At 62.0% G+C, this 14391-nt stretch carries 13 protein-coding genes, 1 pseudogene and 1 other annotated feature (1 of these 15 cut by a window edge); of the genes and pseudogenes, 4 read left to right on the forward strand and 10 right to left on the reverse strand.

Translation table 11 applies throughout. The annotated features are described in order from the left end of the window. Positions 1-58 (forward strand) — a sequence feature (AL1L pseudoknot); it begins 71 nt to the left of the window's first position. Next, entirely contained in the window at positions 17-910 is an 894-nt protein-coding gene (locus IG171_RS15350; protein WP_249204359.1) for an IS3 family transposase, read from the forward strand. It overlaps the preceding feature by 42 nt. On the opposite strand, the gene IG171_RS15355 is transcribed toward IG171_RS15350, so the two are convergent. The 4 genes from IG171_RS15355 to IG171_RS15370 all read right to left on the reverse strand — a co-directional run bounded on the left by IG171_RS15355 (position 907) and on the right by IG171_RS15370 (position 3659). After that, complete coding sequence (locus tag IG171_RS15355) at positions 907-1893, reverse strand: IS481 family transposase (RefSeq protein ID WP_212128224.1); 987 nt, start codon at positions 1891-1893, stop codon at positions 907-909. The two genes, IG171_RS15350 and IG171_RS15355, sit on opposite strands and share 4 nt — an antisense overlap. 178 nt (positions 1894-2071) lie before the next feature. Further along, positions 2072-2809: an ABC transporter permease gene (locus IG171_RS15360; protein WP_212128225.1), complete on the reverse strand. Its 738-nt coding sequence runs from the start codon at positions 2807-2809 to the stop codon at positions 2072-2074. Further along, positions 2809-3489: an ABC transporter ATP-binding protein gene (locus tag IG171_RS15365; protein ID WP_212128226.1), complete on the reverse strand. Its 681-nt coding sequence runs from the start codon at positions 3487-3489 to the stop codon at positions 2809-2811. The genes IG171_RS15360 and IG171_RS15365 overlap by 1 nt, the downstream gene beginning before the upstream one ends. Beyond that, positions 3486-3659, reverse strand: a complete 174-nt coding sequence (locus IG171_RS15370) for a hypothetical protein (RefSeq protein ID WP_212128227.1) — start codon at positions 3657-3659, stop codon at positions 3486-3488. Before IG171_RS15370 ends, IG171_RS15365 begins: the two co-directional genes overlap by 4 nt. Before the next feature lie 211 nt (positions 3660-3870). Between IG171_RS15370 and IG171_RS15375 the strand changes: the two genes are divergently transcribed. The 3 genes and pseudogenes from IG171_RS15375 to IG171_RS15385 form a co-directional block, all read left to right on the forward strand. Further along, on the forward strand, positions 3871-4953 hold the full coding sequence (locus IG171_RS15375) for a histidine kinase (protein WP_212128228.1): 1083 nt from the start codon (positions 3871-3873) through the stop codon (positions 4951-4953). A gap of 11 nt (positions 4954-4964) precedes the next feature. Next, positions 4965-5609, forward strand: a complete 645-nt coding sequence (locus IG171_RS15380) for a response regulator transcription factor (protein ID WP_249203739.1) — start codon at positions 4965-4967, stop codon at positions 5607-5609. Positions 5610-5808: 199 nt separating this feature from the next. Next, a pseudogene (locus IG171_RS15385) lies at positions 5809-6831 on the forward strand (IS1634 family transposase); the annotation flags it as partial. 126 nt (positions 6832-6957) lie between these two features. Here IG171_RS15385 and IG171_RS15390 read toward each other — a convergent pair. The 6 genes from IG171_RS15390 to IG171_RS15415 all read right to left on the reverse strand — a co-directional run bounded on the left by IG171_RS15390 (position 6958) and on the right by IG171_RS15415 (position 14221). Continuing rightward, complete coding sequence (locus IG171_RS15390; RefSeq protein ID WP_212128230.1) at positions 6958-8217, reverse strand: serine/threonine-protein kinase; 1260 nt, start codon at positions 8215-8217, stop codon at positions 6958-6960. Next, complete coding sequence (locus IG171_RS15395) at positions 8214-8882, reverse strand: RNA polymerase sigma factor (RefSeq protein WP_212128231.1); 669 nt, start codon at positions 8880-8882, stop codon at positions 8214-8216. Before IG171_RS15395 ends, IG171_RS15390 begins: the two co-directional genes overlap by 4 nt. Before the next feature lie 396 nt (positions 8883-9278). Then, a complete protein-coding gene (locus IG171_RS15400) occupies positions 9279-10589 on the reverse strand; it encodes an Nramp family divalent metal transporter (RefSeq protein ID WP_212128232.1) in 1311 nt (436 codons plus the stop codon). A gap of 156 nt (positions 10590-10745) precedes the next feature. After that, entirely contained in the window at positions 10746-12752 is a 2007-nt protein-coding gene (locus tag IG171_RS15405; RefSeq protein WP_212128233.1) for a TRAP transporter permease, read from the reverse strand. Continuing rightward, positions 12749-13204: a DUF1850 domain-containing protein gene (locus IG171_RS15410; protein WP_212128234.1), complete on the reverse strand. Its 456-nt coding sequence runs from the start codon at positions 13202-13204 to the stop codon at positions 12749-12751. Before IG171_RS15410 ends, IG171_RS15405 begins: the two co-directional genes overlap by 4 nt. Before the next feature lie 30 nt (positions 13205-13234). Further along, positions 13235-14221: a TAXI family TRAP transporter solute-binding subunit gene (locus IG171_RS15415; protein ID WP_212128235.1), complete on the reverse strand. Its 987-nt coding sequence runs from the start codon at positions 14219-14221 to the stop codon at positions 13235-13237. Positions 14222-14391 lie beyond the last annotated feature (170 nt).

The following is a 14391-nucleotide window of genomic DNA, read 5'->3' on the forward strand; positions in this document are numbered from 1 at the left end:
ATTCGGAGTCGAGCCGATCTGTGCCACGCTGCGTGCTGCCGGCGTGAAGATCGCTCCGAGTACCTACTATGCCCGCAAACAGCGCCCAGCTTCGGACAGGCAGAAACGTGACCAGATCCTGAAAGAGGAGATCAGTACTATCCACGCGAACAACTACGATGCGTTCGGAGCCAGGAAGATGCATATCGTGCTCAACCGCGAACCCGACTCGCATGGTCGCGGGCATGCGGCCCGATGCACGATCGAACGCCTGATGAAAGACCTCGATCTACACGGGATAAGACGGGCGAAGGCACCGAACACTACGAGGTCAGCACCGCGGGAGAACTGCCCGGCCGATCTCGTCGATCGGCACTTCGCCGCCTTCGCTCCTGACCGGCTGTGGGTGGCCGATATTCCCCCGCAAGCGGGAGGTGCCCCCTCTTATGTGCACACGTTCACAGGGTGGGTCTACGTCGCGTTCGTCACCGACGTGTTCAACCGCGAGATCGTCGGCTGGCAGGTCTCGAGATCGTTGCATACCAAGCTGGCTCTTGACGCTTTGCAGATGGGCATCTATCAGCGAAAACGTGCCGGTGGCGACCTGTCCGGGCTGGTGCACCACTCGGACCGCGGGGTCCAATATCGAGCGATTCGCTATGGCGAGGCCCTGGCCGAACAAGACGCCGTCGCGTCTGTCGGGTCGAAGGGCGATTCGTACGATAACGCCCTGGCCGAAGCGTTAAATTCACTCTATAAGGCCGAGCTGATCCGGAACAAGGGTCCGTGGAGGAGCATTGATGATGTCGAGATCGCCACGGCCGAGTGGGTGCACTGGTTCAACACGTACCGGCCTCACGGAGCGCTCGGTGGGGCGACTCCCGCCGCGTTCCGAGCAGACAATTTCAGTGCGCTGCCACGGGTTGCCTAGCTGTACTGACCGGGGACGTTGATCAATCGTGAGAACGGTGGTTGGCCCCCGCAGGCTGTGTGGGGTCGGTGATGGTTGTAGTAGTGCAACCAGCCCTCAAGTTCTGCTCGGCGTTCGGCTTCCGAGTTGTAGCAGCGGGCGTAGGCCCAACCGTCAGTCAGGGTGCGGTGGAATCGCTCAATCTTGCCGTTGGTTTGCGGCCGATAGGGTCGGGTGCGCTTGTGTTTGATGTCTAGATCGGCGCAGGCGTCTCGCCATATGTGCGACCGGTAGGCTCCGCCGTTGTCCGAGAGGACACGCGCGACGGTGATGTTGCGCTGGTTGAACCACTCGACGGCCCGGCCGAGGACAGCGGCGGCGGTGAGGGCAGTCTCGTCGTCATGGACTTCGGCGTAGGCGACACGGGAGTGATCGTCGATGACGGTGTGGACGTATGCCTTGCCCATCAACGGGTCGCTATATTTGTTGCGGGGCTTGCCGGGTGTGGCGGATCGATTCTTCTCGCCTTGCCGTCGGCCGACGTAGCGCCAGCCTCCACCTTGAGGGATGTTGCCGAGCTTCTTCACGTCGACGTGGATCATGGAGCCGGGGTGGGCGTGCTCGTAACGACGAACGGGTTCGCCGGTGGCGCGATCGACGTGCGAGAGCCTGTTTAGGTGCACACGGGCCAGGATCTGTTGAACTGTCGACGGCGCGATGCCGAGTCGGCGGGCCAACTGCACGGGTCCCTCGCGAAGTCGGAGGCGCAGGGCGATGCAACGGCGCATGGTCTTGTGGTTGGTCTTGTTCGGCGAGTGATGTGGGCGTGAAGAACGATCCTGCATCGACTCACCGTTTCGATAGCGGTCGGCCCATCGTTTGGCGGTGGGCCAGGAGACTTGGAAGCGTGCAGCGACCTCGCTGATTGGCCAATCGCCTTCGACAACCAGCTGGGCCACGATCAGTCGGTGGCGGGGCGTGAGGGCGGCATTGATGTGAGACATAAAGGAACCTTCCTGGTGACGGGACCGCCACAGGAAGGCGAGCGACCTGAGGGGCGGTCGATGGAGTTGCGATGCAGAAGCAGCACAAGTGTTTCGTTGACGATCGGTGATCGTGTGACTTCGTGGTTCTGATTGGGCCAAATGCCGGTGATAGGGTCCGGCCCCTCACAAGAGGTGATTACCGCATAGGAGCGTTTATCACGTTGGGGCGTCTGGCGAACGAGGCGGCGATGAGGAGCGCTAGGACAGTGCACGCGGCATAGATGGCAGCACCACTGGGAAGAGAACCGTTCCAGGGGAAGTCGTAGCCGTCGTCCAGCAATGTCAGCCCGAGCCGGTAGGGCCAAGCTGTGGGCAAAGCCCACGAGAAGTCAGCACCCATCACGACCATCGTGGCCATACCGACACCCACGCCCATGATGTTGACTATCACGACGTTGCGCGTCAGGACGCACAGGACTGCACTGAGGGCGACCATAACTGCGAAGGTGCCGCATTGGAGAGTGAGGTAGGCGATGGTCATCCGCCAGATCTCTGTACGTGCGCCGCTGCTGAGCATCAGGACGATCATCAGCACTGTCGACAGCGCCACGAACGACGCGAGGATCGTGGCAATGGAGAGGAGTTTTGCTGTGACGAGCCGTGTTGCGCCCTGTGGCTGGGTGAGCCAGTCGAACCATGTGCGGTTACCCAGTTCGACGTGGAAGGCGATGCTGGTTACTACGCAGGCCACGAGGCCGGTGACGAGCATGGACTGGTTGTGCAGAATGAAGTAGCGCGATGGACCAGTGGCGGTGGCCCCTATGAGAGCCGCAATTGTCACCATCGCCCAAGGTGCGAGGTGCAGAGCGAGTGCGAACCACAATCCCTTTTCTCTGCGGAGCTTGCGCCATTCATTGAGAACGAGATGGGTCATCAGTTGTCCTTCCGCATAAGGCAGACGTAGAGGTCTTCCAGATCCTGCTGGGATTCCTCATTTCTGCAGACTGAGTGGATGACGCGTCCAGCTTTGAGGAAGGTCAACCGGTCTGCCAGCGCTGCTACTTCGGTCAAGTTGTGACTGGAGACGACTATGGACACGTTGCATTCGTCACGTACTCGTTTGAGTAGTTCACGACATGCACGAATGCCCATGGGGTCAAGCCCGTTGGTGGGCTCGTCTAACAAAAGCAGTTGGGGATCACCGATCAGACTTCGTGCGACGCCAAGACGCTGACGCATTCCCAACGAGGTCTGGCTGCAGCGAAGTCCCATGTGGGGTTCGAGTCCAACTAGCGCTAGAAGTGCCGGTATCTGATCGTGCGAGACACCTAGGTAGTCGGCGTGCAGGCGCATGTTCTCGAGCACGGTCAGCCGCGCGTAGAAGGCGGGGTATTCGATGAGGTGCCCCATCCGCAACGGCTGAGGGTCCGTACGGATCACCCCTTCGTGATCCAGCGCTCCCAGGATTGCTTTGAAGAGGGTGGTCTTGCCCGCTCCGTTCGGCCCGAGCAACGCATGGATATGGCCCCGGTCGCAGGTGAGATCGATGCCGGACAGAGCCCATGTGTCACCGAACTTGACTTCGAGGCTCTCGACCTCCACCACGGGGTTCACAGGAAGAGCCAAAAGGCGAAGGTGATGGCATACATGGCAAAGAAGGCTCCTGATGGCATGAACTTCACGCCCTTGAGCCCGTCCTTAATGACCTGTGCGAATGCTGTGACGACAGATGCTGCCAGGCACAGCAAGCTGGCCACCAGCAAGATGTTGGATGCGATTTCCACCGATTCCTCCCAAGTATGAAAATGGCGACGTTCGCCGAAGTCAACGCTAGGAGGCGGGCGTTCGGAATGGATCGGGCAGTCGACCAGACTGCCGGCGCACATGACCAGGAAGCTTGGTCCACTGTCGTCAGGTTTGGCCGAAAGATACCCAGTGTAGAAGATGGCCGCCTCCTAAGATGAGGGGGTGAAGAATCCTCCAAGAGTCGCTGGCATGCTCTTGGGCGCAGCCAGCGTCCTGTTCGTGCTCCTGTGCGCTCTTGACAGTGCTGCCGGTAACCGAGTAGCCGTGCCAGCGTGGTGGCTGTTGGGTGACGCCGCGGTCGGCGTCCTGGCGCTGTGGCTGGCTCGTCAGGGTCGTGCGGGCGCGGGGTTGGCCTTGTCGGCTGTGTCGACTGCGGCCTGCGGAACAGCTCTTCTCCACGTCTCGAGATCGGCTGGCATTCACGGCTTCTGGCGCGGCCAGGCCACAGGTGCGGCCTACCTGGCGTTGGCTCTGTTGCGATGGCAACTGCCATGGACCCCAGAAGGGGCCTACCAAAGCTCCTGGTGGGGGCTCGCCCTCGTCGGGTTGAGCGTTGAGTGTTTCGTCGCATGGGGCAGTACCATCGCTGCTCATCGGGGTCTCGTCCGGTCCTTACGTGAGCAGAACGAGGCCCTCGCCCGCGAAAAGCAGAGCGCCGTTATGGCCGCTCAGATCCAAGAACGACTGGACATCGCCCGCGAGATGCATGACGTTCTGGCTCATCGCCTCAGCCTGATCAGTATGCACTCCGCAGCGTTGGAACACCGCACCACGATGGCTGACGACGAACGTATCCAAGCAGGAGCACTAATCAGATCCAACGCCCGTGCATCGCTGTCCGAGCTCCGTGACATCCTCAGTGACCTGCGTGAGGACCAGCCACATGCCCCGCAACCGGGCATCACCGATCTGCCCCGGCTCGCCGACGAAGCCAGCACTCCGGCGAACCCTGTCCAAGTCAACATGGACTCAGACGGCAGCGGCCTGGCACCCGGTGCCGGGCGGCACGTCTTCCGCATAGTTCAGGAAGCCATTACAAACGCGCACAAACACGGTAGCCCTGGTTGTATTCACGTCCGACTGCGGAGCGAGGCCGATCACTACCTCCTCAAAGTGATCAACCCTGTGAACGAATCCAGCTCGACTCTGCCAGGGTTCGGCCTTCAGGGGATCACCGAACGGGTCCACCTTTGCGGAGGTAGCCTCGCGCACGCCATCCACGACAGCACCCACGTCATCGAGATCACCATCCCCATGCGGGAGAGCCAATGATTCGACTTATCGTGGTCGACGACGACGCCTTCGTCCTCGCCGGCATCAGACTCATGCTCTCCGAGCAGGGCGACCTCGAGATCGTAGGCACCGCCAGTGACGGCCGGGAAGCTATCAACCAGATCAGGCATGTCGCCCCCGACATCGTCCTAATGGACCTGCGCATGCCTGGCATGAACGGTATCGAGGCGACACGCGCGATCAAGCAGGACCCACGCCCGCCTCGTGTGCTGGCGCTCACCACCTGGGACACAGACAACATGATCCGCGACGCGCTGGCAGCCGGCGCTGACGGATTCTTGCTGAAAGATGCCAGTCCCCAAGAGCTATCCTCAGCTATCCGCCGGGCGTACAGCGGTGAACCCGCTCTAGCCCCTGCGGTCACCCGAAAACTCGTGGCCGCCTTCACTCAAGGCATCGAAGCCCGTCAGGAGTCCCTCGATGCGCTCTCCTTGCTGAGCGAGATGGAGACCGAAGTGGCACTGGCTATCGCCCAAGGACTCAGTAACGCAGCGATCGCCAACCAGCAATACATGAGTGTGGGCAACGTAAAAGCGTGTGTGTCACGCATTCTGACCAAACTGGGGCTCACCAATCGGGTGCAGATTGCGACCCTCATCCAGCGAGGCCAACCGGGCCGCAGCCCCGAGGCCTGACGAAAGACAAGCTTCACAGCAGTGTTTCGCAGAACCACGTCGCTTCGATTCGTTTTGGAGCGACGCCACACCGGGAAGTTGGATGAATGCCCCGCGCCAAGTTCAATCAACGTGTCCGGTCAGTACACCTAGCTCGTGCACCAGCTGATGAATTCCAAGTAGAAAACTCTCCATCAAACCCGGGGCTTGACATTTAGAGGCTGAGAAGGAAGATTCTCTGCGTCAGGTCGGGTACTCCAAAGAACGCCGCGTGGACCCGCAGATCGTTGTTGGACTCCTCGTCGACCGGACAGGATTGCCGTTAGAGATCGGCTGCTTCGAAGGATCGAAAGCAGAGACCCACACGCTCATTCCCGTGATCAAAGCCTTCCAAGAACGCCACCACGTCACAGACATGGTCGTCGCCGCCGACGCCGGAATGCTGTCGGCAAAGAACCTCAAAGAACTCGATGACGCTGGGCTGCGATTCATCGTCGGGTCGAGGCAGACGAAAGCTCCACACGATCTGGCGACGCATTTTCGGTGGAATGGTGAGTACACCGAGGATGGGCAGATCATCGACACGATCACCCCGAAAGGAACCAAGCGGCTTGATCCTGAGCGGATGAAGAAAAGACGCGAACCCGTCTGGTCAGCGAAAGAGCATCCTCATGCGTGGCGAGTGGTGTGGCAGTGCCGGCGCAAACGGGCGATGCGGGATGAGCAGACGCTGAACCTGCAGCGCAACCGGGCGTTGGCGATCATCGACGGTGACAAGCCGGCGAAGAAGGCTCGGTTCGTCAAAGTCACTGATGAGGAGAAAGCCTTCGATGAGAAGGCTTATGAGCGGGCGATGAAGCTGACAGGGTTCAAAGGCTACGTGACGAACATTCCCGTCGGAACCATGCCTGCGGCCGAGGTCATCGGCAGCTATCACGACCTGTGGCATGTCGAGCAGTCTTTCCGGATGTCGAAGACCGACCTACGAGCCAGGCCGATCTTCCACCGCACCAGAGATGCGATCGAAGCTCACTTGACAGTCGTGTTCACCGCGTTGGCCATATCGAGGTTCATACAGGACACGACTGGGGCGTCGCTGAAGAAGATCATCACATCGTTGCGGCCGCTGCGGGAGTTCACCGGCCACGTGGGTGGGCAGGACATCACCTTCGACCCAGAGGTCACCGGGGAAGCGAGAAAAATCGCGGGTGAGCTACTGCCGGACCGTTTTGCGGGGCACTAAAGTTGTGGAACTCAGGTTCTGCGCTGAGCTTTGATCGGTGTCATGAGTTCCTCTCGCCTTGAGTTGGTGTTTCATCTGTGAGTCGCAGCGCAACGGCATTTGGTTGCATGAGCGGCGAAGAAATCTTCACTCGACCACTTGGACGCTGTGTCGAACCTCGAGATCCTCGCCTTCGGGCGTCTGTGAACGGAGGACGACGACCGCCGTACCCGGGCTGGTGGGAGTGATCGTCACTGTTCCCTGATCGGAGACGTATCGGTGGCTGGGCAGAGTCCACACCCAGGAGTTCACGCCGTCCGTCTCCGCGGTGAAGACGGCAGGTTCTCCGACTTCGATCTCGTCCGGTCCCGTGATGTCGATCGAGCTGGAGGCAATCTGCGCAGGCGGAGTGCCGCTGCCTTCGAAGGCCCACCGCCCCAGCAGAACCCCGCCCACCAAAGCGATCACCAGACCGGCGACGACGAGGGCTCGCTGGAGCCGGCGAACGAGCCTGCCCCGTGTGGCCGACGCGACAGATCGGGCCTCTGCATCCGTATCGGCGTCCACAGCTGAGGCCTGCTTGTCCGGTTCAGAGGGAACTTCGGGCGCAGGCGGGGCCAAAGCCTCCTCGACCTCCTTCAGCCACTCCTGAGCATTCGCCTGCCGTCGCTTCGGCCGGTCCGCCATACCCCGCTTGAGAACCTTTGTGAGCGCAGATGGGAGGTCGCTGCCTCGCACTAGCCAGGCGAGCAGCGCGGACATGGCCCAGATATCGGCTCGAATATCGACGATACCCGGGCCGCTCTGTTCGGGTGGGCGGAATCCCTCGGTGCCGCCTGAGACGGTCACCCCCGAATTCAGGGCGAGATCCTTGCACATCCCGAGGTCCGCCAGGACCAGACGTTCGTCGGCTCGAATCAGAGCCGAATCGGCTGCGCCGCTCGAATCCTCCGCCGAGGCGGGGCTCCTGTGCGTGAGCAGCAGGTTCCCCGGACTCAGATCCCTGTGCACCAGACCTGCCTGGTGCACAGCCGCCACCGCGACAGCCAACTGTCGAGCGAAGGCAAGCGCATCATCGGCAGTGGCTCGCCAGCCGTTGCCCCAGAGATGATCGAGACGGTCCCGCACCGACCCTCGGTCGGCGAGTTCGAGCACGAGGTAGGGCTGGAACCTCTCTGATTCTCCGACATCGTAGACGGTGATGACGTGTTCCCCGCCCACCCGTCGAAGACTCCGTCCTTCGGCGATGAAGCGTTCGCGGATCTCCGGATTCAGACTGTGGTTCTCCGCCAGGATCTTGATCGCCACCGTGTCGTTGAGACGCTCATCAACGGCGCGGTGAACAGTCGCGAAAGAGCCTGCACCGATCGCCTCTCCCACCTGGTAATGCGCCAGTCGTGTGGTCATCCTTCGGTTTCCGTTCCCGGTCGATCATCTCCCAGCATCCCTGCGATCATGGCTCGGCCCCGGCTGATCTGAGATTTGACGGTCCCCTGGCTGCGATTGAGCCGCCTGGCCACCTCGGCGTAGGGCAGTCCTTCGATGTCTCGGAGCACAACCGGGACCCGATAGATCTCCGGGAGCCTTTCCAGGGCCTCGCGCACCGTGGCCTGCGTGGCAATCATGGAACTCATGCGCACCGTCGGCGAGTGCTCATCGTCGAGCGGCGTCGACTCTCGCTGCCGACGCAGGTAGTCAACCACTCGCCGCTGCACGATGGTGTCGGCCCAGCTGCTGAACCTGCTGCCGCCTCGGTAGGAGTCGATGGATTCGACGATCGAGATGAGCGATTCCTGGGCCACATCGTCGACCGAGGCCCTGTCCAAGAGCATTGCGCCGGCGAAGCGATGCACAATGCCGCAGGCATCAAGCGTCTCCACCAGCACATTCATCGCGAGACGGTTCGTCGATGCGTGGTCGGCCGCCGCATCGAGAACGGACTCACCACACCCGTGGGCCACCAGTTCCCTGGCACGATCAGTCGCGTTCAGCTCATCGTGTTCGTCGAATGCGCGGATCAGTTCATCGACGGTCTCAGCGGACTGCCTGCGGCCGGGTTCTCCGGCCGTCATCGGCGATTACGCCGTGGGACTTGGGGCACTGCGGTGTTTACGACAACCTGCGTCGTATTTCTCGTGGTGACACGATTGCGGCATTCTACGGTGATTTCGCGTCGAACCGAACGAGGTCGCAGTCGTAACCCCTGACGGCTCACACGAGACCCTGCATCACCATGAATTCGCGGCAACTGTGACTGCACACGACACCTCAAGTCAAATCAATTCGAAAATATCTCCTGTCAACGTCTCTTACATATTAGAGCAACCGCAAAATCATCGCTATGGCTTTGCAATATGACAGGTCTGCTTCATCTGCGTGCCCGCAGAGCTCTGCACAGTTGTGGGCCGCAGCGGCTCAAAGAGCAGAATCACATTGATTCGTTCTGCGGCAGACAGCGCGATCTCAGCTCAGCCGAGCAGCCCCATCACGGATTCCCTCACCTGCAGCGCCGCGAGGAACCCGAAGAGCGCCAGGCAGATGCCCAGCAGCACGTTCGACCACTTCGTGTTCCGCAGCTCGGTCGGCACCGATGAGCGGTTGAGGATGACGAGCAGCGCCAGCGCGAGCACCGGCAGGATGAAGGCGCTGATCGCGGCATAGATGAGGACGAGCGTGACCGGTTGGCCCAGACTCATGATGGCCAGGGTCGCGATGGACAGGTAGACCAGCGCTGCGCGGAATTCGACGGACTTCGCCGACATCTCGTGCTTTGCTTCGTCCTGGTGCGGGTAGCGGCGCAGCACGCGCAGGCAGTCGGCGGTGACGTAGGCGATGCCGGAAAACCCGCCGAGCACACTCGTGTAGACCACGGCGAGGAAGCTGATGAGGAAGATCAGGCGGCCCACCTCGCCGATGCGGGCGATGAGGCTGTCGGCGATCGCGAACAGCGCATCGTTGTCGGAGATCGTGAAGCCCTGACCGTAGAGGATGAAGGCTCCCACGGCGCTCATGGCCACGGCGAAGACGAGGACGAGGCCGTAGCTGATGACCAGATCGAGACGGACGACGGGCTTCCAGTCCTCGCTGCGCCAGGACTTCTCGCGGATCCAGAACGAGTAGGCGAGGATGCCGGTCGCTCCCCCGACTCCTCCGATGAGCGACATCACCGTGATGATCGAGGTGTTCGGGAACGTCGGAACGATGGTCCCCACCGCCACCTGCTGGGCCTCCTGACCTTGGAACACGGAGATGGCCAGGGCGATGATGCCGAAGAACATGATGACGCCGAAGCCCATCATCGCCTTTTCCACAATGCCGTAGCGGCCGATGCCCACGAGGACCGCCGCGGAGGCCAGCACGACGATCGCCGTCGGCCAGAACGGCAGGACGGGGAAGATCGCCTGCAGGATATTCGTCGTCACCGCGATGACTCCGGCACCGAAGAACAGGCCGACGAGGAGTTCGGCGATGAGGAAGAGGGCCGGGAAGGTCCGTCCGCCGAAGCGCGTCAGATGGGACAGCAGTGACCGGTCCCCGCTCATCTGCAGTCGTGCGACCGCTTCGGAGAGCACGAATTTGAGGACGATGCCGACGGTGAAGACCCAGATGAGCGCGAGACCGTACTCGGCCCCCGAATTCATCGTCGTGATCATGTCGGAGGCGCCGACGCTGGCCAATGCCAGCACGATCCCCGGACCGATGAGCCGCAGTCGTCCGGCGAAGGTCGACGGCGCCGAGTCGGCCCCGACGGTGGTCTGGGGTGTGGGTGCGGACGGCATGGCTGAGCTCCGGTTCCTTGCTGAGTGCGTCATCTGACGAGATGGTCGGCATCAAGTGTGCCCAATGTGTCCGTTGCGCGGACACTCAGTCTCAATACTCGAACTCGAAGCTTCACACCCTGATCGAGCAGATTGCGCCCGGCCGCCGCACGCTGCTCAGATCTCCTTCCACGCCAACCTGTCCTGTCGTTTGGCCATCACGAGGATGACGGCCAATGCCACCACGGCGATGGCTGCGCCGATCACATCGTAGGACACGTTCGGCGTCACCAGCCCCAGCGCGGCCACGGCGATGACGAACCGCAGCCAGACCGGCAGCGGGACCAGGAAGTGTCCCTCTGCCGCGACGGACATCATCATCACTCCGATGAGCAGGATCACGGCCGCGCGTGCAGTGTCGAAGCCGGTTCCGTCGAGCATCAGCAGTTCGGGCTGGTAGACGAAGACGAACGGGACGATGAGGCCACCGAGGGCAAGCCGCATGGCGATGAACCCGGTCCGCATCGGGCTGCCTCCCGAGAGACCGGCAGCGGCGAAGGCCGCGAGCGCCACCGGCGGGGTGATGTTGGCGAACAGGCCGAAGTAGAAGACGAAGAGGTGCGCGGCCAACGCCGGCACTTCGAGCTGCACGAGTGCCGGAGCGGCCATCGTCGCCACGATGATGTAGGCCGGAATGCTCGGCAGCCCCATGCCGAGGATGATGCACGCGACGGCCGTCATCAGCAGGGTGGGCAGGAGGTATCCGCCGCCGATCGTGACGATCGTGCCCGCCAGCTTCACACCGAATCCGGTCTGAGTGGCCACTCCGACGATGATGCCGACACAGGCACACGCCACGGCGACCGAGATCGCCGTGACCGCTCCATCCCGCAGGGCATAGATGATGTCGATCAGGGACATGCGCGTGGACTTGCGCAGCATCGAGGCGATCACAGTGACGAAGATGGTCGTCACCGCCGCGAAGAGGATGGTGGTTCCGGAGAAGAAGAGCATGTAGAGGAGGAACAGCAGGGGCAGGAGCAGGTGCCCCCGTTCCTTCATCACTTCTCTCACTGCCGGAAGGTTCTCCCGGCTGATGCCCCGCAGTCCCTGGCTCGTGGCCCGCATATGGACCTGGACGAGGATCGCCAGATAGTAGAGCACAGCCGGGATGATCGCGATGAGAACGATCTCGGTGTAGGGAACGCCGAGCGTCTCGGCCATGATGAACGCGGCTGCGCCCATGATCGGCGGCATGATCTGTCCACCGACCGAGGCGGCCGATTCGACGGCTCCGGCGAAGTTCCGCTGGTAACCGACTCGTTTCATCATGGGGATCGTGAACGCACCGGTGGTGACGACGTTGGCGATCGCTGAGCCGTTGATCGAGCCGAGGAACCCCGAGGCGAGCACGGCGACCTTGGCCGGTCCTCCCCTGGCCTGACCGGCCAGAGCCAGAGCGATGTCGTTGAAGAACTGCCCCATCCCGGACTTCTGCAGAAATGCGCCGAAGAGGATGAAGAGGAAGATGTAGGTCGAGGACACTCCGATCGCTGTGGAGAAGATGCCCTCCGTCGACTGGTACATGAACGTCACGATCCGGTCGAGGTCGTACCCTCGGTGCCGGAACAGACCGGGCATCGACCGCCCGTAGTAGTCGTAGACGACGAACAGGATCGCAAGGATCGGCAGAACCGGCCCCGTCACGCGCCGAGAGGCCTCGAGGACGAGGACCAGCGCCATCACCGAGAAGACGACGTCGATCGTGTCGAAGCGTCCGCCGCTGACGGCGAGCTTCTGGAAGACGAGTCCGAGGTAGACGGCGATCGCAACCGATCCGGCCATGAACAGCCAGTCGTACCACGGCGGAGTCCTGCGCTTCTCGCTGAGGCGGAAGCGCTGGATGGCGAAGCAGAGCACGAGGATCGCCCCGACATGGATGCCGCGATGCACCAGAGTCGGCGGCCCGCCGAAGAGCGCATAGTAGATCTGGTAGAGCGAGAGTCCCACGGCGAATGCCGTCAGCGGCAGAGACCATTTCGTCGACCAGACGTCGCGAGTCCGAGACTCCCGATCGTACTTTTCGACCGTGTCCGGGGACACGGACTCGGCCGACACGGAGACGACCTCTGCGGTTCCTTCTTTCGTCTCTGCCCGAGAGCTGTTGTCGTTCGTCATATTCATCGGTCTCCGATCACGATCATTTCGGCACGGACGTGGTGGTCGATCGCTCGAGTCGGCAGGATGAGCTCGCCGTCGAGGTAGATGCGGTGGTGGACTCGATGGGAGTGGATCCACCGCACCGCGGGGAAGTGCTCGTCGAGTCCGCAGAGTCTCACCTTGTCTCCGTCGATCTCGGTCTGCGGAGCGTCGAACGGAGTGCCCGCCCCCATCAGCGCCAGTTCGGTGCAGTCGAGGACGAGCTCACCGTCGACGGGTGAGTAGTACTCCCACCACGGGGTCTTGTCGACCGAATGCATCCAGGTCATCGCCACCACATCGTCGTCGGAGATGGGGACGGATCTGAAGATCCGGCGGCTCGGAGCCTGCTCCCGGATGACCAGCCGTTGGCGGACCGGCCCGGACACGGAGAGCGGCACCACGAGGCCGAGGCCGGCCAGCACAGCCGACGTCATTGCCGCCCTCCGAGTCAGGGAGCGGATGGCTCAGCCCTGTTCGTCGAAGTACTTCTTCGCGCCGGGAGCGACTTCACCGACCGGGACGTCCTGGGCGCTGTCGACGGTGATGTCCTTCGCGGCGTTGTGCGAGCCCTGAATCTGGTCGAGATTGTCGAACAGCGATTTCGTCACATCGTAGACGGCGTCGTCGCTCAGCGATGGACTGACCACGAGGAGGTTCGGGATCGTCAGCGTCTCGGCTGCCTCGTTGTCGCCATAGGTTCCTGCCGGGACCTCTCCCTCCCCGAAGTAGTCGTGCTCGGAGAGCAGCTTGTCGCGGCCCTCACCGGTGAAGGGCACGACCGCGACGTCGTCGCTGGTGGCCAGGTCGGTCACGGCCGAGTTCGGCAGACCGCTGGTGACGAAGGCGGCGTCGAGCTGTCCGTTGCGCATCTGATCGATGGCTTCGGCATACGGCAGGTAGTCGGCATCGAAGTCGTCGTAGCTGAGTCCATAGGCGTCGACGACCGTCTTCGCATTCAGTTCGACACCGGAGTTCTGGTCGCCGACCGACACCGCTTTGCCCTTGATGTCCTCGATCGACTCGATCCCCGATCCTTCGACGGTGACGAGCTGGACGTACTGGTCGTAGAGGTTGGCCACGACCGGCAGCGAATCGATCCCCTTGCCTTCGAACGGCCCCTCGGCATTGAGCGCCTGGTCGACGGCGTCGCCCTGAGTGAAGGCGAGTTCGGCTCCTCCGTCTTCGATCAGGGTGAGATTCTCGACCGATGCCCCGGTCGACTGGACCGAGGTGTCGGCGCCGAGATCATCGGCGAGGATCTCGGACATCGTGGCGCCGACCTGATAGTAGACACCGGAAGACCCTCCGGTTGCGATCGTGATGAAGTCAGCGCTTTCCTCACCGTCCTCGCCGCCTCCGCCACCACCGCCGCCGCATGCGGTGGCGAGCAGTGCGACAGCAGCGATGCCGGCGGTTGCGGTGAAGAGACTGAATCGTCGAGAGGTGCGCATACTGCTGTTCTCCTTTGAACTCTGAACGCCGCTTGGCAATTCGTTGTGTGACCACTTCGAAGATTACTGGAAAACACTATTCGAGACCACACCGTCTCGCCTGTCGGCTGAGCCTGCGAACCACATTGCGAAGTCCTGGACCTTCATCGCGCGAATGCCCTCGCTGGGTT

It is taken from the genome of Brevibacterium sp. SMBL_HHYL_HB1, assembly GCF_018208375.1.
Classification (GTDB): Bacteria; Actinomycetota; Actinomycetes; order Actinomycetales; family Brevibacteriaceae; genus Brevibacterium; species Brevibacterium intestinavium.

Coding starts and splice junctions, on each gene's coding strand:
- IG171_RS15410 (WP_212128234.1), bottom strand. CDS start 13,204: ATGACGTCGGCTGTGCTGGCCGGCCTCGGCCTCGTGGTGCCGCTCTCC.
- IG171_RS15390 (WP_212128230.1), bottom strand. CDS start 8,217: ATGACCACACGACTGGCGCATTACCAGGTGGGAGAGGCGATCGGTGCA.
- IG171_RS15375 (WP_212128228.1), top strand. CDS start 3,871: ATGCTCTTGGGCGCAGCCAGCGTCCTGTTCGTGCTCCTGTGCGCTCTT.
- IG171_RS15355 (WP_212128224.1), bottom strand. CDS start 1,893: ATGTCTCACATCAATGCCGCCCTCACGCCCCGCCACCGACTGATCGTG.
- IG171_RS15415 (WP_212128235.1), bottom strand. CDS start 14,221: ATGCGCACCTCTCGACGATTCAGTCTCTTCACCGCAACCGCCGGCATC.
- IG171_RS15400 (WP_212128232.1), bottom strand. CDS start 10,589: ATGCCGTCCGCACCCACACCCCAGACCACCGTCGGGGCCGACTCGGCG.
- IG171_RS15360 (WP_212128225.1), bottom strand. CDS start 2,809: ATGACCCATCTCGTTCTCAATGAATGGCGCAAGCTCCGCAGAGAAAAG.
- IG171_RS15405 (WP_212128233.1), bottom strand. CDS start 12,752: ATGAATATGACGAACGACAACAGCTCTCGGGCAGAGACGAAAGAAGGA.
- IG171_RS15395 (WP_212128231.1), bottom strand. CDS start 8,882: ATGACGGCCGGAGAACCCGGCCGCAGGCAGTCCGCTGAGACCGTCGAT.